Raw genomic sequence first — 24,879 nt, forward strand, 5'->3', positions numbered from 1 at the left:
TTTCAAACTTCGCAGAAATCCCTGCTACTTTCACGCCATTGACAATGAGTAAACCGTCATCGATAATGGCTTCCACTCCTATTTTATGTGCAAAAACGAGCGCGCTTGTACTTTTTCCTGTTCCACTTGGTCCACTTAAAGAATATACCTTCATCTAAAAAACCACCTTCCTTGCTTAATAATAGCAAAAATATATCGCTACTATCATTTAGCATCGTTACCCATTATTATTTCGTGCAAAAATATTGTCATTTAAGCTTAATTTTTTCCGCTAGCCTATGCAAGCATCTTCTCCATTACAAGAATATATTCTTTTTTCAGAATAACTTCCCCTTTCTGTGCTTTAGTATGATAAAATGTGTACTACTATTCTGTTATACAACTATAAGGAGTGTACTAGTTTGAAAATCGTACCATCAAAAAAAATGTCTCTATTTACCCCAGCAATTTTCGGCGATTTAAAGCACTTTGCTAAACAACAACAAGCAAAAGGTATGTCTTTAATCGATTTAAGTTTAGGGAGCCCTGATCTTCCACCACATGCAAAAATCCGTGAGCATTTATCTTACAGAGCGGGCTTGGCAGAATCATATGGCTACACATTAACTGGCACACAACGTTTTTATGATGCAGTTAGCCGTTATTATAAACGTCGTAGCAATGTCGATTTAGACCCTACAACTGAAATCATTCAAACAATCGGCTCTCAAGAAGGCTTAGTCCATTTACCAATCGCCTTTTGTGATCCAGGAGACATCGTTCTCTCAACAAATCCAGCTTACGTCGCTTACGATGCAGGCATTCATCTAGCGGGTGCCACACCCTACTATATGCCGCAAACAGCAGATAACGATTATTTACCTGATTTAGACGCAGTGCCAGAAGAAGTTGCACAAAAGGCCAAGCTACTTATCTTAAATCTACCAGGCAATCCTGTACCAGCTATGCCTTCTCTTGCCTATTTCGAAAAGGTCATTGCTTTTGCTAAAAAATATAACGTGATTGTGCTTCATGATGCGGCGTATTCAGAGTTTTACTTTACTGGTGACGGTCCGATAAGCTTTTTAGCGGCACCAGGTGCAAAAGAAGTAGGGATGGAGATCAATTCTTTATCAAAAAGCTTCAGCCTAGCTGGTACACGAATTGCCTATATTGCTGGTAATGCTGACATGATTGCTGTCTTAAAACAACTTAAATCGAATTTAGACTTCGGTATTTTTGAACCAATTCAAGATGCAGCAGTAGTTGCTTTAGACCATGCGGAAGAAATTACAGAGAACTTACGTGCAACATTCTCAGTACGTCATAAAACGTTAATGAATGGCTTACGTGAGCTTGGTTGGGATGCAGCCCCTTCAGATGGTGGTATGTTCGTGTGGGCAAAATATCCGTACGATATTGACTGTACAGATTTAGCATTTAAGCTAATTGAGCAAATTGGTGTTGTAACAGTACCGGGAACAGTGTTTGGCACAGCAGGACAAGGCTACCTACGACTAGCACTTGTTCAGCCAAAAGAGGTTTTACAAGAAGCAGTAGATCGTCTAAAAAACGTTTCCATCTCCTAACATTTAACGAAGCATGTGAACAGGAGGTATCCTTATTACATGCTTTGTTTATATCATAAAAAAAACAGCTACTGAATGCTCGCAGTAGCTGTTTTTTGTTACACATCATATTTTTGTACTACTTCATCTTCGTAGCGATTATATCGTTGCTTAAATAGCTTAAATAAATGTGTGACGAGTACTTTTAAAATCGCATAGCCTGGAATCCCTAAAATTACACCTGGTACACCAAATAATGAACCTGCTGTTAACAATACGAAAATAATTGAAATGGGATGGATGCTCAAAGATTTCCCCATAATTTGCGGAGAAATAAACTTCCCTTCTATTAACTGCACAATCGTCCAGACGATGGCTAGTTTAACAAGCATAAATGGCGAATTAACAAGCGCAATAATAGCTGCTGGTGTAATTGCAATAACTGGTCCTAAATAAGGGACCACACTTGTTATCATAGCTAAAAAACCAAGTAGCAATGCATACTTCATGCCGATAATTAAGAAGCCAATTGTGACCATTGCCCCGATACACATTGAAACTAAAATTTGCCCTTGTATGTAAGAACTAATTTGCTTGTCCATATCGTGTAAAACATCATGTAAACCTGGACGCATGCGAGGTGGGCATATTTTCATAACAAATTTCGGTAATTTCTCGCCATCTTTTAATAAATAAAATAATATAAATGGTACCGTTACAAGCGATAAAATAATGCCTGTTAAAGTTGAAAGAAAACCAGTTATCCCTGTTGCAACACCTTGTGCTAAATTGGCCGCTGTATCTTTTACTGTTTCAATAATATCTGTTGTAAAATTCATCACGACTTTTTCATAATTAAAATCCGTATTGGCTAAATACTCATTAACACGTGAGTTATTTAAGTATTCCACTATATTTTGTGTTAGGGCCATAAAATAGACAGGGAATTCCTGCGCTAAATTCGTAAATTGATCTCGTAAAAATGGATAGACCAGCACGACAAGTAAAGTAATGACGCCAACTACACCAATATATAAAATTAAAATGCCCCAAATTCTTGGGATACGCCACTTTTCAAGTATTCCTAATAATGGTCGTAATAAATAATACCCGATTACGGCTAGTACCCCTGGTAAAATAACAACCTCAAATAATACTTGTAGCGGGGTAAATATAAAGGAAACTTTTCCAAACATGTAAATTACACATGCGAGTAATAATAAAATAATTAACGTAAATAATAAATTTTTACCACCTAAAAAGCGGATAAACTTTGTTGAAAAGAAGTTTGAATGCTCCCTCGGTCTTTTTTCACTCATCTACTCACCCCAATCCGAATGCTCACCTATATTTTACAGGATAATGTTAGCTTTTGCGAAGTATCACTCTAAGGAAATTCCTAAAAATTTACTTAAAAAAGCTTTGTTTGCCTTTTCATCAATCACAATAGCAGATCCTGCATGGCTAAAGTTTTGGAAATCATAGCTACCTTCAATGGGGATTGTCGCTTTCTCTATCGATACTTTCCCTTTAGACACCATTTTTAAAACTTGTTGGATTTCTCCTGCTGACGAATAATCAGTCGTCACATAGCCTTGTGCGGCACCGATGAATTTAGGTAAATTCAATAGATTTTGCGGTGCTAATATTTCATTTTTTAATGCTTCAATTACTTTTTGCTGACGAGCAACACGCCCAAAATCTCCTTCAGCATCATGGCGGAATCTTGCATAGCCAAGCAATTCCTGTCCATTTAGATTATGCGTACCTTTTGTAAGGGTAACACCAATTTTTTCAGACATATCCTTTTCTACATCCATTTCCACACCATTAGGTGCTAAAATGTCTACAAGTGATTCAAAATTTTTAAAATCGACAAGTGCGTAATGATGAATTGGTAAACCAAACATATTACTTAATGTGTCTTTTAACAGTTGAACACCACCTAAATAATACGCCGTGTTTAGTTTATAGGATTGATAGCCGGGAATGTCTGCATAAATATCCCGCATAAATGATACGAGTTTCACATCGTTTGTTTTCTTATTCCAAGATAATACCATCATTGTATCTGTTCGTGATTTCTCTTCACCGCGTGTATCGATTCCTAATAATAAATAGTTCTCAATATCGCCCTTTACTTGGTCTCCACTAAAGTCTTCTTGGGGTACCAACTTGTCTGTGGCTAATTGCAAGCCACTTCGATATTGCATAATGCTGTATCCAGCAATGACAATGACACAGAGTAATAAGAACGTAAACAGTGCTCTCCCTTTACGCAATCGACGTTTCTTAGGACGTTGCGAGCGTCTTGTATAGTCTTGCTCTTCCATAACGAAATAACTCCTCTATTTTTTATAGTTAATGTAACGATTGAAAGTAAGGAAAGTTTCATTTTTCTCCTACTATCCTCGTCAGCATCTATCTATTCGTTATTTTACACCCTATTAGCCAGTAATGAACAAAATAATGCTATAATATTTTCACAAAAGAAAGGATGATGAATATGATAGAAAAAGCGACGTTTGCAGGCGGCTGTTTTTGGTGTATGGTAAAGCCATTTGTAGAGTGGGACGGCATACATAAGGTTACATCAGGCTATATGGGTGGCCATTTAGAAAATCCAACATATGAAGACGTTAAAAAAGGCAACTCAGGTCATTTAGAAGTAGTCGAAATTGAATTTGATTCCTCAATTTTTAGTTATGAACAGTTACTTGATATTTATTGGATGCAAATCGACCCTACAGATGCCTACGGTCAGTTTCACGACAGAGGCGAATCCTATGCAACGGCCATTTTTACTTATTCCGAAGAACAAAAAAGAATTGCGCAGGCATCAAAAGAAAAGCTTGCAAATAGCGGGCGCTTCGATAAACCTATTGTAACCACAATTCGTGATGCTCAACACTTTTATCCAGCAGAAGATTACCATCAAGACTATTACAAAAAAGAACCAGATCACTATAAACAAGATCGAGCAGTATCAGGACGTGATGAATTTATTGCGCAACATTGGAAAAAATAATAGATTCTCTCAATAAATCAAATACAGTTTCCTCTAAATCAGACAAAAAGAATCCATCGTGTGAAAAACACTAGATGGATTCTTTTTTCATTACTTTAGGCTAAATGACTGCATTGCATCAAAGAAACGCTTGCCATACTTCTCGAATTTCACTTCACCGATACCACTCACTTGTCTCAGCCCTTCCAGCTCTGAAGGCTTTTTATCGCATAATTCACGCAATGTTTTATCAGAGAACACGACGAATGGTGGTACCTTTTCTTCATCGGCAATCTCTTTGCGTAATATGCGTAAGTGTTCAAATAATGGATCATTGTCTGCAAGTAGACGAACTGTCACGGCTTGTTTTCGCATAACTGTTCGCTTGCCTAACAAAACAGATTTCCCTTCCTCCGATACGTAAATCGTTGGAAATGTGCCATGCTTAACAGCTAATAATCCTTCCGCAATTAAAAATTCGATAAAGTTAGAAACCTCCTTCGAAGATTGCCCTTTTAAAATGCCATAGGTTGAAAGTCTAGAAAATCCAAATTCAAGGACTTTTTGATTCTTGGAGCCAATTAATACTTGCGCAACCATTGTTTTGCCAAATTTTTGTCCCATTCTTACAACACAAGCTAATACCTTTTGTGCGTCTTCCGTGACATCTTTTACTTCCCGGTTATCTTGACAATTACTGCAACGTTTACATGGTGCACCTGGCTGTTCACCGAAATATGTTAAAATCGCATTTTGTAGGCAGCCTTCTGTATGACAGTAATCGACCATCGTTTGTAATTTTTCTAATTCTTGTGCGATACGCGCTTCATCACGTGTCTGCTCAATTAAAAAACGTTGTGTTTGTACATCCCCTGAAGCGTAGAGCAAAATACAAGCACTTGGCAAGCCATCACGCCCTGCGCGTCCCGCTTCTTGATAATAACTTTCCATATTACGTGGCATTTGATAATGAATGACAAAGCGAACATTACTTTTATCTATTCCCATACCAAACGCATTGGTTGCAATCATAATGCGAGCCTCATCTTTTAAAAATCGTTCTTGTTCAGCCATACGCAAGTTCTCTGATAGTCCAGCATGATATTTTGCGACCGACACACCCGCACGTGTCAGTAAGTCATACAATGCGTCGACTGATTTACGTGTCGCCGCATAAATAATGCCGACTTCTGATTTATTTTTTTCAATATAATTTTTAATATAGCGCTCTTTATTTTCACCGATTAACACCGTAAAAGCTAAGTTTTCACGTTCAAAACCTGTAATGAGTGTTGCCTTTTCGTCAATCGATAATAATTGACGGATATCCTCACAGACGGCAGGAGTTGCTGTAGCAGTTAAGGCAAGCACAGTCGGCTGTTGAGCCCATAATGTAAACAGTTTTTGAATGGCGCGATAGCTGGGGCGAAAATCATGTCCCCACTGCGAAATACAATGCGCCTCATCTACAGCTAGCAATGGTACATATAATTGTGATAATGCTTGTAAAAAGGTAGCACTTTCTAATCTTTCCGGTGCAATATAGAGCAGCTTCAAATAACCTCCACTCGCTAGCTGCATCGTTTCATCCACTTCTTGTGCTGATAATGTACTATTGATATATGCTGCCGGTATATTCGCTGCTCGCAATGACTCGACTTGATCTTGCATAAGGGAGATTAACGGTGAAATCACAATCGTTAAACCATCAAGCATTAATGCCGGAATTTGATAGCATATCGATTTTCCTCCACCTGTTGGCATCACGCAAAGGCTCGACTGTCCACTTAATGTTTGCTCAATAATTTGTGCTTGTCCGGTGCGAAACGAATCGTAACCAAAGTGGTGCTGTAGCATTTGTCTTGCTTGCTCCATTCTTTTTCTCACTCCTCAGCTGTAAGACGAATTAGTTTGTATTCGCCTTGATCATTTTTGAAAATCTCATAGGTCATGATGGAATGTGCAAGTGCTTCCTGTCCCGCTGAATTGTTCAGCACGTATTCCGTTTTTGCTCGCACAACAATATTTTGCCCTACTTTCTCTATCCGTTTAATCGTCGTATTAGAAAAATGGATTTTGGCTTGCTTAGACGCATAATAAGCAACCATCTCTTCAAGCGTACTCTGTAAATCTTCTGCCCCAGTAACAGATTTCATCACACTGGCATCATTAAGCGCAACAGCTGCCTTTAAATGCTCATGAAATGCATCAATAAATATTTTTACCTCGTCCTCATTATAGGCAAAAATATTCTTCCCGTATTTTTCAAGCATTTTTTGCACCGCTTCTTTGTCACCGACTTCACTATAGGCATACAAATTTTTAGATTGAGACAAACGGTCCTTTGCCTTCATGCCATCAGTAATCCATTGATCAAGTAACTGTACTATATCTTGAAGTGGCAATATGTATGGTTGTGAAACGCCCTGTTGCTGTCGATTAAAATAAACGCCCACAATTTGACCATTCTCTGCCTCCATCACAGGGCTACCGGGTGGTAAAGCTTGATCTACATCTATATAATAAGCAGCGACCTTGTCACTATATCTTTTGATTGTATGGGGTAAGCCATCGACATACACTGCTAAGTGATCCAACTTGCCATTGAAAACAGTTGGAACATTGACCGACGCATTATATTTCACTTGTAAAATAGCAATATTATAAGCAGTAGATATATAGCGTACATCAGCTTCTACAAGTTTATCGTTACTAAATTGCACAAGGGCAGTAGGTTTTGATGCGACCAACGCTCCGTTTGTTACAATATAGAGCATCGAAGGGTCTTTCTTCACAATAATACCCGCACCAATAGCGCTCTCTCCTATAACCTTCACCTCTGGAATGAGCTTTTCCTCCTGTTTCTCGACGGGTTTGTCAGATTTAATTGCTGTTTTTTCCTTGTTAAACATTTCCGCAACGGATTGATCGCCACAGCCTGTTAACAGGAGGGTTGCCGCTCCAACGATAAGCATCTTTTTTCGCATTTGTTCACCAATACTTTCTATCGAACTTCTTTCTTTACTATCATAAACAACGACGTCATTTGTTTCAAGTTTACATAATATGATTATTTTTTATATTAATTAAATCAAAGGTATTTGAATCAATTTCATAATTCAATTCCCCATTAATACACACGAACTTTGAGTTTCGTGGTTCCTGATTAAAATCAAATAAAACGAACGATATATTATTATTAGTTATTTTTATACCGCATTGTTCGTATTTTTTAATGGAAGAGGCATTTATGAAATTAACTCATTTATAATAATTTATCTACTTATTTTAAAGAAACATAGCATATTGTCACACTTTTGCGAAGTGTTATAAGAAGTACTCTTTAAACGAGCAAAGGCAGTATCGACATGGGGACTTGCTTGCCGTTACTGCCTTTTCCATTAAAACTTTGTGAATCATACAAAAGACATGCTAGTTATTGCTTCCTTAATACAAGTGCTGTAGCAATAATCCCAAACATTAATAACAAAAAGATAACGAAGGTAAACGAATGGTTGCCTGTTACATCATAGCAATAACCGATTAGTGTAGGAATAATTGCGCTCATCATAAATCCACCAGACATGACCATTGATGACCAGCTATTTGCCTCTTCATGCGTGCGTGCCTCATCCAATGGTAATAATAAACCAATAGGAAACAATCCACTTAGCACAATCCCAATAATTAGAACGCCAATCCATAATAGCCATCCCGTCCCGAACCACAAAAGTACAAAACCGCTGACACCGATGATTCCTAATGACAATAGCCATCGAATACGATTTGACCATTTTTCCATTAGCATTGGGACAACAATATTCCCTATCATCTGAACGATTGACAGAAAAGTTAACATCGAACTCGCAGCAACGAGTGTTAAACCTTTGTCTTGTAAAATAGGCGTTAACCAAGACATCATCGAGAAAAATAGCGATGTTTGGAAACCAAAATAAAGTAAAATCGTCCACGCACGACTGTTTTTCCACGGATTACGTACGGCTTCCTTCGTTAGTTCTTCCTTTTGTATAGACGACTTCTCTACCTGATTTGGGATAACAAGCAACCAAATTATAAGAGCAAGCACAGCCAGCACTGTCCAGCTACCAAGGGCAATGGTCCAATCTTTATGAAACCCATTATAAAATGATACCGTTAATGCCGCACTTAATGTTGCACCTGTCCCAATGCCAAAAGAATATACGCCAACTACCGTTGCGAAACGATTAGGAAATTTTTCTTTAATAAATGCATTTAACATCGGCCCAATAATAGCGATAGCAAGACCAGCAGCAAAACTAGTGACCACAAGCAAAACATAGCTTTCTTGTAACAATCGGAGTCCATTGGCTAACGCAATAATTGTTAATAGTAGTGCAATCGCAAACTTCGTACCAAGACGTCGTTGTAACGGAACAGCCACTGGTGCAAAAAGCCCCATACAAAAGACGGGAATGGAGGTTAATAAACTCATTTGGGTATTGGATACTTGGAGAGACTCCATTAGCACATTAAATAGTGGCCCTATGCTAGTTACAGCTGGTCGCATATTGAGGGCGACGAAAAAAATACTGACAACAACGATTGTCGAAGCTGTCCATTGTTTATTATTCATAACGTTGAATACCTTTCTAATGCCAAGTTCACTACTATGTCATTGTCCTTGATAAATAGTGTTGTCAGTCTTCTATTCTTCTTTTAGCATTTTCTCTACTTACCGTCAATATTTCATTATTTTTATATGCATCCTGCTTTATTTGTGCTTTTTGCACAATGAACTTGGAGAAGCATCATTACATTTTTTTCGGTGCATCGATTCCTAATAAAGCTAATGCTTCGTTTAGAATCATGGCTACACAATGACATAATGTTAAACGGCAACTTTGTAAGCAATCTTTTGCTAGAATTTTATTCGTTGCATAATATTTATTAAACGCACGAGCTAATTGTAAAGCATATTTAGCTACGATGGAAGGATCAACTTGCTCATACGCGTTCGCAATTGCACGTGGGAATTGTTCAAGTAACAGCAAGACCTGCCATGCCTGTTGTCCTAACGGTTGGAAAGACACTTCCTCAAGTGGTCCATCTGCTTTGTCTAAAATGGAGTGAATGCGTGCATACGTATATTGGATATATGGTCCCGTTTCCCCTTCAAACTGCATCATGTCTTTTATAGAAAATTCAATATCATGAATGCGATTATTTTTTAAGTCATTGAAAATAACGGCACCTACACCAACCTGCCTCGCTACTTCTTCTTTATTTTGTAAATGTGGATTTTTCAATTGAATACTTTGTTTTGCGGTCTCAATCGCTTCTGTCAATACATCATGAAGAAGAACAATTTTCCCTTTTCGCGTTGACATCTTTTTTCCCTCTTGAAGCATCATTCCAAAAGCCACATGACGTAAATCTTGTGCCCAATCATAACCCATTTTTTTTATAACGTGAAATAACTGTTGGAAATGTAATGTTTGTTCATTGCCCACGACATAGTAAATTTTTTCAGGATTATACTGTTGCTTTCGATAAAAGGCGGCTGCTAAATCACGCGTAGCATACAGTGTAGCTCCGTCTGTTTTCTTGATGATACAAGGAGGCATATCCTCAAGTTCAACCACATATGCACCTTCTGATAGTGTTAGTAGTTCTTTTGCTTGTAATTCACTTACAACTGCTTCCATTTTATCATTATAAAACGCTTCTCCTTCGTAACGATCAAATTGAATACCTAACAGCTGGTATAGTCCCTTGAATTCTTCTAATGATACCTCTCTAAACCATTGCCAGAGAGCAAGCGCCTCTTCATCTTGATCTTCTAACGCTTTAAATGCCGCTCGCGCTTGTACAATTAACGTTGCATCTTGTTGTGCTTCTTCATGAAATTTTACATAAATTTTCAATAATTCTTTAATTGGTGCTGCTTCAATTGCTTGTTGGTTTCCCCATAGATGATAAGCGACAATTAACTTTCCAAACTGAGTACCCCAATCGCCTAAATGATTGATACGAATAGCCTTATAGCCATTTTTCTCTGCTAAATTGGCAAGCGCATTCCCTATAACTGTTGAACGTAAATGGCCCATTGAGAAAGGCTTGGCGATATTAGGGGAAGAAAAGTCGAATACAACATTGCCTTTACTTATCGGACTTGTTCCATATAATTTTTGCTCTATCATCATTTTACTTAATACTTGTTGCGTGATGTGGTGTTGATTTAAAAATAAATTGACATATCCGCCAACTAGCTCGACGGATTGAATTAATTCACACGTTACATTTTTTTGAATTTCAGCTGCAATGGTTTGTGGAGATTTACTTAGCTGTTTAGACAGTTTAAAACACGGCAGGGCAAAATCACCCAAAGCTATATTTTTAGGTTTTTCAAGTAATGTTTCAATCTCCTCGGCTGCTACTTGCTGATGTAATGCGATCGCTAAACTTTTCGCAATTTCTGTTATCATATCCATTCCCTCCTCTACAAAATAAAAAAGCCCCCGTCTCCAATAAGAGACGAGAGCATTGCATTCCCGTGGTACCACTCTAGTTGCCATTATTATGACCACTTTCAATTGATAACGGGGTGACGCCCCGGTATTCCCTACTAATATTTCGGGAAACTTCTCCAAAGTGCGTTTCATTCAAACGATCTGCATTAGGCTCACACCATCCCTAACTCGCTTGGCAGTTCAAAATGAATTACTGTCTTTTTCACAGAATGTACAATTATTAATTTTGGAATATTTTACATGATTATATCCTTCAAGTCAACGTTGATTTGGTTTAAAGCGAACGATGGACAATGTCAAATTTTTCTACTGACATTCAAGCTCACTTCTTCATTTAAAAAATGCGGATATCTATTAACGTAATTCAATTAAATTAGGTAGCTTTTCCAATACTTCTCTAAACTCTAGTAAGTCTTTAAAAATATATTGTTTATCAATGCCATTAAAGAAAGTATATTGCGCACGTTCGAGATTATTCGTGATTTCAAGGGAAATCGAAACATGCGTCAAATCACAGTCAGGTAAATGACAGTGCTCTTCAGCAAACCATTTAACGAATACAGGTTCCGTAATCTCTTTTGTATAGAAAAGTAAATTTTGCTCTTCATAAAATCTAAATTTAAAGCCCTTTTGCAATAACAAGTGTAATATTTGTTCTTTTGTCTCCATTGTTCATCCTCCTATAATGAAAGTATTCTTTCGCTTGTAAAAGTTTTACACCTAGATTATACCAAAGTAAATATTACCAATTATATATTATATATCTTTTTATAGTACCATTATTTGTTTAATTATTAAAATAATATACCTACCTTTGTAAGTATATAGCCTACAGCAGATGGGCTGTTTTGATGAGTCTTGAATAAGAAAAGAACATGTTTTGAAAACCCTTGATCAAAACATGTTCTTTGTATGTTAAACAAATACTTTTTCTTTATTTACATCGGAAAGTATTTTGACAGAAAGGGCTCTTGCGTACTTATCCAAAAGTGCAATCGTCTTCTTTATTTCCATATAGGTTGTTTCAGGATTAATCGTACAAATTCTTAAAACTACTTGGCCGTTTAATATTGTCGTAAAGACCCCGGCATAAGCACTACTTATCATTTTTCTCGAAATTTCTGTATTCACTTTATTTATAATTTCATCGTCAAAATTCGGTGGTGAAAATCGAAAATTGACGATTGCCAAGTTCGCTTTCGTTATAATGCTCCAATCCTTGTACTTTAAAACTTCACTTTCTGCATATTCTGCTAGACGTATACCATGATTAATCAATTCCTCCATCTTATCCGACCCTAGAACTTGCAACGTGAACCACAGCTTTAGCGCTCTAGCTGGGCGTGTCAGTTCCATACCAAAGTCCCAAAAATTGATTTCTTCATTATTTATTTGTGCATCTCTTAAATATTCAGGATTAGTATGAAAACTATGAAATAATAAGTTTTTATTTTTCACCAAAATCATGCCACAACCATATGTCTGAAATAACCATTTATGGGCATCCCAACTGACGCTATCAGCTTTTTCAATCCCTTTTAACTTACTTTTATGCTTTTTTGACAGAAGGACAGTCGCTCCATAAGCCCCATCAACATGCATCCAAAGGTTAAACTTTTGGCAAATGCGATGAATATCTTCCATCTGATCAATACTTCCTGTATTAGTGGAACCAGCACTGGCAATCACTATAAATGGCTTTAAGCCTAATGATAAGTCTGCTTTTATTTGTTCATGCAACATCATTGTATTGAATTTAAAATTATCAGTTTGAATAATTCTAATATTACGGTCGCTTATACCAATTATTTTTAGACCTTTCATTACGGATGAATGTGTTTGATCGGAAATATAGGCTATTCCTTTGGCAAGGTCGCCATTTAATTTGTTATCGCGCGCTACTGTTAACGCAGTAATATTTGCAATCGAACCACCTGATACAAAAATTCCTCCGGATTGTTCGGTGTAACCAATTTTATTATTTAACCAAGCGATGAGTTCCTTTTCAATATAACTAGCCGTAGGTGTTGACATCCAACTTCCTGCATGCATATTGTAAGCATTGGTTACGACATCAGCTACCCAAGATATGAGTGATGCAGGGCCTGGTACAAAACCAAAATAGCGTGGATGATTTAGCTTAGCTCTATATTTATAAATATATTCTACTGCATCAGATAGAACGTCGCACATCGGTCTACCTTCACTTGGTATCGCTAAATCATCCAATAGTTGAAATACATTGTCATTTGAGAATTCAATGACTTTTTGACTATGCAAATTTTGCTGATCTAATAAAAATTTTCTTATAAAGTTCATCATTGTCTCTTCTATTTCAATTATGTTATCGATATTGTTTTTCATATATCATCATTCCTTCATTTTAAGTTGTTCAGCAAGTGCCATGATTTTAGCATCAATCTTAGCAATTATTGTTGGTCACCCTACAAATCATTCGTTCTCCACTAAAAAATCCCCCTAATTTCAATGATTAGAGGGATGCTCTTCTTTAATAAAAAAGAAAGTTAAAATAGCAGTAAGTAAAATGAAACAAAATGCTGCTAAGCTCGTATATTCAACGCCCTTTAGAAAGGCAGAGTTTGCAATATTGAGCAAATCAGTCGATAAATCTTTTGGTAACGACTCACTTACGGCTAAAGTACCTGCAAGCGTATCTGTCGAACCTTCTGAAATCTTAGCCTGAAGATAATCTGGTAATAAAAACGATTGTCTATACCACCATGTAATCGCTCCCCCAATTAACGTCGTACCAAGGACAACGCCAACTTCATAGGCCGTTTCACTTACCGACGAGGCCCCACCAGCTTTTTCAGGAATAACTGATGAAATAATGAGGTCATTCGAGACGGTAGTAATGATGCCCACACCACTACTGATGAACAGAAAAGCTAAACCAATAATTAGAGGTGTAAGTGTTAAACTATAGACGGCTAAAAAAGAAATCGCAATAAGAATAAGGGACCCACTAATAATAAAATTAGGCTTAACCTTTTGCGCAATGACAACGATACCTATTCCAGAAATAATCGCTAATATTTCACCTGGTACGAGGATAAAGCTACTAATTAATGGCGATATTCTATGAGATATTTGTAGTAATTGTGTTGCAAAGAAGATAAATCCTATTAAGGAACCTAAGCTGACCATATTGATAAAGACAAGCGACGAAAAGCTTTTATTTCTAAACAGACTCATATCTAACAAAGGATTAGGTAATACAAGCTGTCGTTTTACAAACAGCACAGCAAAAATAGCGCCAATCCCCATGCTTAGTAAGCTTCCTTCCCATTCTCCACCAGTGGCAACTTGTTTTAATCCAAACATAATACCAAACATGGCAATGAAAGACATGCCAATACTGAAGAAATCTACTCTGCCAGTTAACTTTTCTTGTGATTCGGTAATAAAATTGTGAATAAAGAATATGACAGGAATAAAGAAAGGAATTGAAATTAAAAAGATTGCGTGCCAAGAAAAGAAAGTAAGTAATACACCACCAATAATTGGTCCAAGTACAGAACCAATTGTTAAGCAAGTAGCCCAAGCCGCTACTACTAATCTTCTTTCCTCTCGGTCAAGAAAAGTTGAACGGATTAAGGCTAATGTAGCAGGTAGAATCATTGCGCCAAAAAAACCTAGCGCCGCTCTACCAGCAATAATTTGGCCTGCATTTTGCGAAAAAATGATAATAAAAGATATAATCGAAAATCCAAGACTACCGATAAAAAGTACTTTTTTGTGTCCTTTACGGTCACCAATACCACCCATCGTAACAAGTAAACTTGCTAGCACTAAAGCGTAAGCATCAATTATCCAAAGCTGTTGAGCGGCACTCGGAGATAATGCATATGTAAGCTGTGGTAAGGCAAATGACAGTATCGTATTATCAATTGTAACACTCAAAACAGGCAATAAAATGATTAAAAGTGCCAATAGTTTTGGTTTACTTTTAATAATGGTGACAAAAGGACTAACAGACTTCTCTTCCATAATATGCCTCCTTTTACTGTAAGCATAAGATTAATTACTATTAAAATAGCGGTTGCACTTTACTTTCAGCTCATTTAACGATTCACCTAAAACCTCTTCATGGTTTTTCAACAAAACAGAAAAGTCTTTAAAGTAATCCTCTTTGATGATGTGATTAAGATTCGTTATAGAATTAATTACATCATTTCTAATTTTCTCGGAATAAGGATTATACTTTTGAATGTCCCAATACACATCGGGTGAATTTTGTGTTAGCCTGGCTGATAAGCATAACATCATCTGCATAGGCGGTGGGGAAAGCTGCATCATTTCTTTTATTGATAAATCATGTTTCTCCCCTAATACACTAATTAATGAAAGCGTTAAAATATGAGGAAGTGCTTGCACAAGTGAAACTTTCTCATCATGTCCATGTGGGTCAAACTCAAATACTACCATATCATTGTATTCAATTAGAGTTTTCATCATCGTATATGCCTCTGACTCTTCCTCTTTTACAATCGCTACCGCTCTTCCTTGATAAGGTAAAGTAGGTGAAAACATAAAATTAATCCCTACCATAGGGTTATTCGGTAAAAAGGTTTTAGCAAGCTTGAAAAAAGAACTTTGTATCGAACATGTATTAATGATTTTTACTTCTTCCTTCATTAAATGAGCTTTTGATGATAATACATCTAAACAAGAAGATTCGGGTAATGCAAAAATAATTGCATCCCCCGAAGAGTAAATATCATTTATATCGTCAGATAATACATCAGATACGATAATTTCTAGGTTCGAGTAAAGATTCCCACACGCAGCCCTTAAGGAATCACCTTCACACGGCTCTTTATCTATAATGACTAGATGATGCCCAGACTTCAATAATAAAGATGATAAAAACTTACCAATTAACCCATTTCCCCCCAATACTATTATTGTCTCATATTTCATTGTTCTTTTGAACCCTCCTTATACTTTGAAACGGAACACATGCCTTAATTAATGTCTCACGGAACTCTTCCTCTGCATCTGATGCCTCTATAATAGCTCCTCCAACCCCAAAAGTTGCAACTTGATCTTTAATGACGACCGTTCTAATAACAATACTTAAATCTGTATAACCGTTAAAGCCAACCCAACCAATAGATCCAGAATAAATGCCTCGTGGAGACTCTTCCAGCTCATCTATTATTCTCATCGTTCTTAGTTTTGGTGCTCCAGTCATTGAGCCCCCCGGGAAGCATTTACCTATCGATTTAAAAATGCCATTATCCCAATTTAATTCACCAACGACTGTGGAAACTAACTGATGTACAGATGAATAGGTTTCAACAACAAAAGCTTCTGGTACACTCACCGTATCAGGATGGCAAACTTCATTAAAATCATGCCTTACTAAGTCGACAATCATTAAATTCTCTGCTCTATCCTTTGGGGAAGTCATTAAACTTTCTTTCTCCAAACGATCTTGCTCTTCCGTTGTACCTCTTGCTCTAGTTCCCTTAATAGGTTTCGATGCCATTTTTCCGTTTTCGTCAATGCTTATAAACATTTCTGGAGAAGAACTTACGATTGAAAAACGTTCGGTATTGAAAAAAGCGCTATATCTTACGGGGCTCAAAAGTCTCATTTCTTTGTAAAGCAGTAATGGATCAAAACTATATGGCATGGAAGCACGGTTTGTTAAACATATTTCGTAAGATTCACCTTCAGTAATGTATGTTTGACACTGTTTTATCTTATCCTTGTAGTCATTACTCGATATTTCTAAGTCAATCTCATCTTCTGTTGGAGGCATTAAAAATTCGACCGTTTTTCTTTGTATAGACTCTTCACTTTTCTGCAGTAGAGCTTCTGATACAGTTAAAATTTCACCCCACAAGTTGCACACATAACGCTTCTGATTTAGATGATCAAACACTACGATATTTTTAGGTAAATAAAGAACAGCATCTGGCAAATCTGAACTATGTTTATTCGGTATCCCTCGAAGTGCTTTTAACTCGTATCCTAAATAGCCAATGACTCCTCCATTAAATGGATGTAACACTTCTTTAGGCATTTCATTGGTTATTAAAGAAAATATGCAGTCCATAACTTCGTAAAAATCTCCATAAACCGACTCTTGTCCTTTAGGGCCAGTTATATCCAACCTTGAATCTTTCACATAATACATGAAGGAAATTGCAGCATCTAAATTACAATTTCCCATAACCGAAAACCGACTGCCAAACTCACTTGATAACTCTCCATCTAACCAAAAACTATCTTTTGAACCATAAAATAATTTTTCATAGATATCAATAGGAGAGGACGCCAACTCTATTTCAATATTCTTTGGCGCTACAAGCATTGGGCACCCTACACCCTCTAGCTTTTCTTTAAGCGAAATCTCGTACATGTAATGGCCTCCCGTAGGATTTTTCCGCAGAAATATCAATAAAATTTTTAATTAATTCAACGCCAAACTCCGAATCAATCGACTCAGGATGAAATTGGACGCCATAAATAGGTAACTCTTTATGGGCAATCCCCATAATCAAACCATCTTGAGTATAAGCAGTTGCTTCAAGGGAAGGTGCAAGTTTAGTACAGATTAAAGAGTGATATCTAACTGCAAAAAAACTATTTGGTAAGCCTTTAAATATATTTTCACCACTATTGACAATAAGCTCTTTGTAACCATGAACTGGTTTTGGAGCTTTGCCAACCTCGCCACCAAAACAATGATTAATCCCTTGATGCCCTAAACAAATACCTAAAATAGGCATATTCACTTCTTTAATCATCCTTTTACATATACCAAAATCTTCGTCCTTTTCTGGCGTTCCAGGTCCAGGAGATAGAATGATATTATTAAATTCCGCTAGATTAATTTTATGAAAAGGATAATCATTCGTTACGACAACAGGAGAAACATTCGTTACTCTATAAACATATTGGGCAATATTATTAGTAAAAGAATCATAATTGTCTATTATTAGTGTTTTCATTGGTTTGCTTTCATTCCTTTGATTAACTTATCTTCTACCGCACACGTTTCATTAATAATAATTTTAAATACATCCTCAATATATTTTGGGTTTAAATTGTTTTCTTTTGCTACGATGCTTGTTTTCTTTAATACTTCTTCAATCCTTTTTGGCTGCATCATATTCACATTGTATTTGTATTTATATTTTGCTATTTCTGTGCATACTTCCATTCTTTCCGATAACAGTGCAACAATTTTAGTGTTGATCGTATCAATTTCTGCTCTCCATGCTTCAAGTAATTCCTCTTTCATTATTTAATCCCCCTTCTATAGTTAAATAATTTCGTTACTACAAATTTCTAGCTAAAGATGAGCATCTGATTAAAATGCCTTTGATATAGCGTGATAGCAAATAGTAAACAAATATCTGAAATTTAGAACGATTTAGGAAAGATAAAAGATTGTACCCTTATGATTTGATTTATTTCTTGGATATTTATTTATAGCTTATAACCTATAGTAAAGATGGAGAGACCTGTCTCGTCAGAATATTTCTCGCTTACGATTGTTTGGATGTTATAAAAATTATTGCTTGCTAATATCGCACTGACGCTTTCTCCTTGATTTTCATCATGTTCGATTAATACAACGCCGTCTTTTTTTAATACTCTATTGGCAAATAAAGCTGAAGCATTGATAATATCTAGGCCCTCCTGTTCTGCATAGACCGATTCTTCTGGATGATGCACCCCCCACTCAGGGGGTTGCGCCATTTCTTTCGGTACATATGGGGGATTGGATATAACAATCTCTGCTTCGACTGGTTTTAGCGGCATTTTATCAAAATATTCTTTGATGTCTCCTTGATAAACGGCAACCTTCTCGGCATTATGACGCAAGATGTTTCTCTTGAGATACTTTGTAGCTAAATCTGATTTTTCTATACAGACAATGTTTGCATTCGTCATTTTCCAAATTTCTATCCCGATTGCACCCGAACCAGAACATAAGTCATATACTAAAGAACTCGGAGCAATTGCTTTATTTTCTTTAAGCCAATCAACGATCCCCAAACTTTGAATTCTCGGTATAAAGACACCTGTTCCAACAACATATCTATTAGCGTTCAGTTCTGCGTAGCCTACAATATGCTCCAACGGAATTCTATTACATCTTTCATGAATGTCTGCCTCAAATTCCTGTACTGCTTTTAGGTCATCTTGTCCCGCTTCTGTAAAATAATATTGACTGTATATTTTTTCGTAGTCTCCTACAGGGTCCCAAACTCCTGCGTTTTTTAACAGGTTAATATAATCATCTTTTGTCTTCATCATTCACTCCACGCATTGTAGTATGTTCTTAGCTGTTCTTTAGAAGATTTAGGATGTGTCAGGTAAAGAGAAAGAATTTCAGGTGGTGGAGCAAATTCCTTATGTAGCTCGTCTAAAATTTCTTCAAAACTATGAAGCATTCCTTTTTCTAAAATAGGATGCCAATAAGGTTGCACGTCCCAACGATATTCGTAACCAGTGGCGAACATTTCTGATGTCGTTTTAGCAATCAATTCATGTCTTGGTGTATTATAGAGAGGCTTTCGAATTGGATGAAAATCAGAAAGGTCAATATCGTTTTCAATCCCACTTATTGCGTTAGCTAAGTGTTCAGCGATTAAAGGAGATTGATGTAACCCATCTCTATATGTTCCTGTAGCCAACCAAAGGCCATCATATTTAATTTGGCCGATTAACGGGAATCCATCAGCTGGTATCGGTCTATTTCCAACTTGAATTTTTTTAATATCGGCATTAAAAAGATCTAAGTGTAATTGTTCTACTGCACAATCTAATAAAAATTGTACATCCGATACATAAGCATTTTTCCTTGGAATATCCGATAGTATATTGGTTGCACCGATGTAAAGCTCTTTCCCATTTCGAGGAACGCAATGTAAACCGCATGCAAATGCTCTATTTGGCGTTCGAATGACCCTGTTATAATTTTCTATGTCATCCAATTCTAAAAGTATTGATACACCGTATCCTGAAAACATTGGCGGTATTTTATTTTTCAATTCTAAATCGAAATCTAATAAATCTAACGACTGAACCCCTGCAGCGATAATAATATTTTTTGCATAAATTTTCTGTTCGCTCAGTTCAATTCCACAAACTTGATTTCCTTCTGTCATCACTGATAGAGCATGTTCATTGAAGAGAGTTCCTCCAAGATTGCGAATGGCTTTGGAAAGTTTAGCTAATAAAATGTTTGGATCAACTGCATTTTCTTCTGGAATTAGTAATGCTTTAAGAGGCCTTACTTGTTCATCAGCCTTTAGCCATACGTGGTTATCTGGATCAACTATTTCATAACGTTCCGAATTTTCTTTCAGCGCTTGTTCAATTTTCATAAAGTTTACAGAATCTACATCGCTTGTTCCTGCCGTGTTAAGGATTACTTCCGTGCCGTGGGCAATGATTACTTCTCTTTCATCACCTGAATCTTTCGTCAGTTTGGATAGCCAACCTTCCCACATATTTTTAGCTTTAATGTCCATTAATAATTTTTTTCGACCGAATTCACTTTTCATAAGACTTTCAGTCACTTCTCCATAACAGCCGTTCATCGCGCCAGCAGCTGTAGATGCTGCTGATTCACGTGCTTCCTTCCCTACAATTGCAACCTTTTGACCTCTAGAGGAAAGTTCGTATGCGATAGAAGATCCTATTGCTCCATTCCCTACAACAATCGTATCAAAATTAATATTGCTCATTATATTAGCCTCCAATGTAATTGAAATTTTTTTGATTCACAGCAAATCTATATGAAGCTACTTACTATAATTACTTAAAGTCTAGAAATCACTTATATAACCGGTATTAAAATAATTTTTACATTTAAATCTTCACATATTTTCTATTGCAATTCACCGAAAATCACATTTCGGTATACCGAAAATAATTTGAATAAACCGACAGATCCATTCAGTTTGATAGCGATGATGATGACGAAAATGCTTATTGAAACTTTTATTCAACCTATATTCGCAGTTCCTTATTTTGCATTATATAGGATATAATTTAACATAATGTTAATATGTGGTATTATTTATAAGATGGTGGTGTTATAGATGAGTTTAGATGTTAATAATCGATTGTATTCAACTATGGTAGATATTTTAGAGACTTATGTATCGAATGAGGATATGAAAACGCAGTTATCTGATTTTATCGACTTTAAGAAAGATGAAGGTTATTTATTTGGGGAGTTAGTCGTACTACATTATGTGATTTATAACAATAAAATAGAAAATCACATTTTTAAAGTAGCAGCGGCAATTGAACTTCTTATTTTATCTTTTGATATATTAGATGATATTGAAGACCAAGATAATTTTTCACCTCCTTGGGTTCAACAGCAAAATTTATCGTTAAATATTTCAAGTTACTTACTCTTTTTATGTCAGTTAATCATTAAAGAATCCGATTTTAAACATAAATATATAGCATTAGAACTTTTGGTGACAAACGCTTTGCGTGCTATTGAAGGACAACATATCGATTTACTAAACAATATAACTTGTGAAGATCGCTATATTGACATGGTTGTTTTAAAGTCTGGTTCCTTAACAACGCTAGCTTGTTTAATAGGAACTGTACTTGCGAATCCGGATAAAGCAACTGAAGTCCAATTATACGGTAGTCACATCGGGGTAATCGGTCAAATTCAAAATGATATGGAAGGTATGAAACGTTGGGATGGAAAAAATGATTTGCTGAATAAAAAATGGACTTTGCCCATTTTATATTTATTATCAGTGGAACAAAATCATACGGCGATAGAAAAAATTCAAAACTATTACAACGGTAGTGTAGAAAAACACGAAATATTGAAGCTATCTAAAGTGATCGAATCACTATTAGAAGAAACTGGCGCTTTTCTTTATTCAAAAGTTACCCAACAACTATATCGGAATAAGGCTGAATCCAGCATTATGTCATTATCAATTAATAAAAAATATAAAAAAGCACTACTAAAATACATTTAAAAGGAGAGCTTCATATGAAAAACATCATTAACTATCTAATGAAAGACACTGAAGTTTTACATCTCTTAAAAAATAATAAAATTTGTATTATAGGTATCTCTCCAGAAGAGAATAAGGCTCTTATAGACGTTGTTTTAAATAAAAAGCCGCAGTTGCAAGCATATTACTGGAAATAACTTCAAAGTAACAGTATAACACAATGGGATTATCACCACGATAAGCAGAAAAGGAAACTACGATAATACTTGTAGCTAGTCTTCTCCTCATTTTTCTCAAAAATATTACAAGCAAACTAAAAAAGCAAGTTGAATACATTAAAACTATACACACACCATCCCTGCCAATAGCTTTTGAAAGGAACTATACCTCATAAATAAATTAAGGGTTACGACTCTTAATTTATTTGTAATGGCAATAAAACGAAATACGCTTCCCTCTACATTAATATGTCACTCCTATGGATTGTCACTTACTTCTAAGGAGGAAATGATGAAAAAGCAAAAATTTATTTGGATGGGGATCCCCATTTTTATTACTATACTATTAATCATTTATTTTTTTTATCTTACAATGAAATACCCTTTAATTGGAATAGAGGTATTAAATAAAGATAAACAATACTTTGTAGATACTATTTATAAAAATTCATGGGGAATAAATCAAAATATCCAACCAGGTGACCAAATCTTAAAAGTCAATAACGCTCATCCTTCACTTCATCACTCTATCGTTTATTTCCAACGAATAGAGTTAGCTGATTCTCTAACTATCCTTAATACTGCTAATGAACCTGTTACATTTATCGTTGAAAACGAAAATAAAATTTTAATGCTTGAAGTACAACTATTCGTTAAAATTTTATCTGTCATCATTGCGATTGCGCTAGCAATCATATTGAATACCAGACATTCTGAAAAAAGTTCATCACAGGTTCTCACTTATTTTTTATTAACGATAGCACTTTGTTATAGTAGCGCCCCGATTTCTGCAAGAGGTGATGTAATCGGACGTAGCATCAATACGATAACGCTTCCAATATTCGTTATTTTATTTATACATTTTTTATATTTACATTTCTCTTATTCTAAACTTCCATTTATTAAAACCTGTTATCTTAAAGCTTTATACCTTTTATACTTTCTTATCATGACATTATCATTTGTCTCGTTTGTTAATAAAGACCTAGAAATTTCGAATACTACTATTCAATTAAAGTTTTTTTCATCTTTAATATTGTTATTACTATTTTTACTTATAAGGTACTACTATATTAACCATGAACCTAATGTACGAATTAAACTAAAAATAATGTTCTCAGGTTATTTTATTGCCTTCTCACCATTTATATTGTTTTATGCACTACCCATTATTTTCCATGATAGTTATATTATTTCTGCTGAAATAACAGGACTCTTCATTTTCATTATTCCTATTATTCTAGTTTATCTGCAATTGACCTATGAATTAATAGATATTGACTTCTTTTTAAATAAGATTAAATACTTTACATTATTATCTTTACCATTTTCTATACTAACCACGCTAATAATAAGTTTTATGACTGAAGTACATCTATTATCGATTGAAATTCTCATACTGGGCATCTTTATATTCTATCTTTCTTGCAGCTTGCTCTATACCAAAGATTATTTAGACTATAAATTAAATCCCCATTTATTTTCTAAAAATAATCGATTAGACATTAGTTTATATGGCTTTTTCCAAAAGGTGAAATTTGAAACCAATCCTTTTACATTGATTGACGCACTTCAAAAACAAATTAAAGATGTACTTTCTGTTGATCACTTAAACTATATCCAAATTGAAAAAAGACCCGCAGTAGACAATTGGACTGTTAAAACGGCTCACAAAAGCCTTGCAAATAATGCCATTCAAAAAATTAATTGGGCGCAGTATTCAAATGGTTCCTTGCTTAAAGTACATAAAGGCTTCGCAACGGTTATTGGGAGCAACGGCATTAGCAAAGAAATTATCTATTTTGAACAAAAGAAAAATAATGCAAAACTGAACCCACAAGAAAAGGCGTGGCTAGAGTCGCTATCTTATTTTTCAAGTATTGTATTAGAAAATAATTACTTAATTGAAGAGTTGAAATGCCAACTCGACTCTTATAAAAATAATATTGATGAAGTAATCATGCCTACTTCCTATTCAAAACTGCTCATGCATGTGACCGAAAAAGAGCGTATTAATTTATCCATGGATTTACATGACAGTGTTTTACAAGGCTTATTACAATTAATAAGAAATATAGAAGGACTTATTAAAAATGCTGAAAAATCATCGTTAAGTAAAGAGTTAGACTGTTTAAAAGAAGATATCATCGACATAGCTCATTTAGTACGAGAAACATGCATTGAACTTCGTCCTCCCTTTTTAAAAGAAGAAGGATTAGAACAAGCCTTAGGACATATGATTGAATCAACACGACAACAGTGTGATTTTTCTATTTATTTTGATTATGATGGGAGGCTTGAAGGGCTTTCATATGAATTTGAAATTAATATTTATCGAATTGTTCAAGAACTACTCAACAATGCTCGTAAGCATGCGAATGCAAACGAAGTAGAGCTTTCGATATTTTACGATGAATGCCACATCATTCTGCTATACGATGATGATGGTGTTGGATTACTCGAGACATCTGAAATAGATACGAATAAAATCGGTATGTTTAGCATTAAAGAACGTGTTCGGATTTTAAATGGATCGATAGAAATTAATTCTTCATTGAACAAAGGACTTCACATTTGCATCATTATTTGAAATAGAGGTGAAAT

Annotated in this window: 20 protein-coding genes and 1 other annotated feature; of the genes, 5 read left to right on the forward strand and 15 right to left on the reverse strand. The window is 35.6% G+C overall.

The genetic code is table 11. The features are described 5' to 3' along the window. Positions 1-401 precede the first annotated feature (401 nt). Entirely contained in the window at positions 402-1,568 is a 1,167-nt protein-coding gene (locus C9J37_RS22470) for an aminotransferase class I/II-fold pyridoxal phosphate-dependent enzyme (RefSeq protein WP_107897164.1), read from the forward strand. 98 nt (positions 1,569-1,666) lie between these two features. Here C9J37_RS22470 and C9J37_RS22475 read toward each other — a convergent pair whose 3' ends face one another. Both C9J37_RS22475 and C9J37_RS22480 read right to left on the reverse strand, forming a co-directional pair. Continuing rightward, positions 1,667-2,866, reverse strand: a complete 1,200-nt coding sequence (locus C9J37_RS22475) for an AI-2E family transporter (protein ID WP_107897165.1) — start codon at positions 2,864-2,866, stop codon at positions 1,667-1,669. A gap of 63 nt (positions 2,867-2,929) precedes the next feature. Beyond that, positions 2,930-3,880, reverse strand: coding sequence for an LCP family protein (locus tag C9J37_RS22480; protein WP_107897166.1), 951 nt, complete (start codon positions 3,878-3,880; stop codon positions 2,930-2,932). 173 nt (positions 3,881-4,053) lie between these two features. On the opposite strand from C9J37_RS22480, the gene msrA reads away from it, so the two are divergent. After that, positions 4,054-4,575 (forward strand): peptide-methionine (S)-S-oxide reductase MsrA, encoded by a 522-nt coding sequence (gene msrA / locus C9J37_RS22485; RefSeq protein WP_107897167.1) that lies wholly within the window; start codon positions 4,054-4,056, stop codon positions 4,573-4,575. Between the two features lie 90 nt (positions 4,576-4,665). On the opposite strand, the gene recQ is transcribed toward msrA, so the two are convergent. The 13 genes from recQ to C9J37_RS22550 form a co-directional block, all read right to left on the reverse strand. Continuing rightward, complete coding sequence (gene recQ, locus C9J37_RS22490) at positions 4,666-6,429, reverse strand: DNA helicase RecQ (RefSeq protein WP_107897168.1); 1,764 nt, start codon at positions 6,427-6,429, stop codon at positions 4,666-4,668. 8 nt (positions 6,430-6,437) lie between these two features. Further along, positions 6,438-7,541: a TcaA NTF2-like domain-containing protein gene (locus C9J37_RS22495; protein ID WP_107897169.1), complete on the reverse strand. Its 1,104-nt coding sequence runs from the start codon at positions 7,539-7,541 to the stop codon at positions 6,438-6,440. A gap of 449 nt (positions 7,542-7,990) precedes the next feature. Next, positions 7,991-9,169: an MFS transporter gene (locus tag C9J37_RS22500; protein WP_107897170.1), complete on the reverse strand. Its 1,179-nt coding sequence runs from the start codon at positions 9,167-9,169 to the stop codon at positions 7,991-7,993. A 178-nt stretch (positions 9,170-9,347) separates the two neighbouring features. Then, on the reverse strand, positions 9,348-11,027 hold the full coding sequence (argS, locus tag C9J37_RS22505) for an arginine--tRNA ligase (protein WP_201262205.1): 1,680 nt from the start codon (positions 11,025-11,027) through the stop codon (positions 9,348-9,350). A gap of 36 nt (positions 11,028-11,063) precedes the next feature. Continuing rightward, positions 11,064-11,281: a binding site (T-box leader), on the reverse strand. 139 nt (positions 11,282-11,420) lie between these two features. Next, a complete protein-coding gene (locus C9J37_RS22510) occupies positions 11,421-11,735 on the reverse strand; it encodes a hypothetical protein (protein ID WP_107897172.1) in 315 nt (104 codons plus the stop codon). 246 nt (positions 11,736-11,981) lie between these two features. Then, the gene (locus tag C9J37_RS22515) at positions 11,982-13,430 is read right to left on the reverse strand and encodes a pyridoxal phosphate-dependent decarboxylase family protein (protein ID WP_107897173.1); all 1,449 of its coding nucleotides are present in this window, start codon (positions 13,428-13,430) and stop codon (positions 11,982-11,984) included. Between the two features lie 120 nt (positions 13,431-13,550). Next, positions 13,551-15,077 carry an MFS transporter gene (locus C9J37_RS22520; RefSeq protein ID WP_107897174.1) on the reverse strand — a complete coding sequence of 509 codons (1,527 nt, stop codon included), beginning with the start codon at positions 15,075-15,077 and terminating at the stop codon, positions 13,551-13,553. 30 nt (positions 15,078-15,107) lie between these two features. Beyond that, entirely contained in the window at positions 15,108-16,010 is a 903-nt protein-coding gene (locus C9J37_RS22525) for a prephenate dehydrogenase dimerization domain-containing protein (RefSeq protein ID WP_107897175.1), read from the reverse strand. Then, positions 16,000-17,460, reverse strand: coding sequence for an aminodeoxychorismate synthase component I (gene pabB, locus C9J37_RS22530; RefSeq protein ID WP_107897176.1), 1,461 nt, complete (start codon positions 17,458-17,460; stop codon positions 16,000-16,002). Before pabB ends, C9J37_RS22525 begins: the two co-directional genes overlap by 11 nt. Then, entirely contained in the window at positions 17,441-18,052 is a 612-nt protein-coding gene (locus tag C9J37_RS22535) for an anthranilate synthase component II (RefSeq protein ID WP_107897177.1), read from the reverse strand. The genes pabB and C9J37_RS22535 overlap by 20 nt, the downstream gene beginning before the upstream one ends. Further along, entirely contained in the window at positions 18,049-18,345 is a 297-nt protein-coding gene (locus tag C9J37_RS22540) for a chorismate mutase (protein WP_107897178.1), read from the reverse strand. The genes C9J37_RS22535 and C9J37_RS22540 overlap by 4 nt, the downstream gene beginning before the upstream one ends. Before the next feature lie 188 nt (positions 18,346-18,533). After that, positions 18,534-19,364 carry a N5-glutamine methyltransferase family protein gene (locus C9J37_RS22545; protein ID WP_107897179.1) on the reverse strand — a complete coding sequence of 277 codons (831 nt, stop codon included), beginning with the start codon at positions 19,362-19,364 and terminating at the stop codon, positions 18,534-18,536. Next, a complete protein-coding gene (locus C9J37_RS22550; RefSeq protein WP_107897180.1) occupies positions 19,364-20,803 on the reverse strand; it encodes an NAD(P)/FAD-dependent oxidoreductase in 1,440 nt (479 codons plus the stop codon). Before C9J37_RS22550 ends, C9J37_RS22545 begins: the two co-directional genes overlap by 1 nt. 357 nt (positions 20,804-21,160) lie before the next feature. Between C9J37_RS22550 and C9J37_RS22555 the strand changes: the two genes are divergently transcribed. From C9J37_RS22555 to C9J37_RS22565, 3 genes are all read left to right on the forward strand, one after another. Continuing rightward, positions 21,161-22,078: a polyprenyl synthetase family protein gene (locus tag C9J37_RS22555; protein ID WP_107897181.1), complete on the forward strand. Its 918-nt coding sequence runs from the start codon at positions 21,161-21,163 to the stop codon at positions 22,076-22,078. Between the two features lie 14 nt (positions 22,079-22,092). Beyond that, positions 22,093-22,254 (forward strand): competence pheromone ComX, encoded by a 162-nt coding sequence (gene comX / locus C9J37_RS22560; RefSeq protein ID WP_107897182.1) that lies wholly within the window; start codon positions 22,093-22,095, stop codon positions 22,252-22,254. 313 nt (positions 22,255-22,567) lie between these two features. After that, on the forward strand, positions 22,568-24,865 hold the full coding sequence (locus C9J37_RS22565) for a sensor histidine kinase (protein ID WP_167397401.1): 2,298 nt from the start codon (positions 22,568-22,570) through the stop codon (positions 24,863-24,865). The last annotated feature ends 14 nt before the right edge of the window (positions 24,866-24,879 follow it).

The organism is Lysinibacillus mangiferihumi (assembly GCF_003049665.1).
Classification (GTDB): Bacteria; Bacillota; Bacilli; order Bacillales_A; family Planococcaceae; genus Lysinibacillus; species Lysinibacillus mangiferihumi.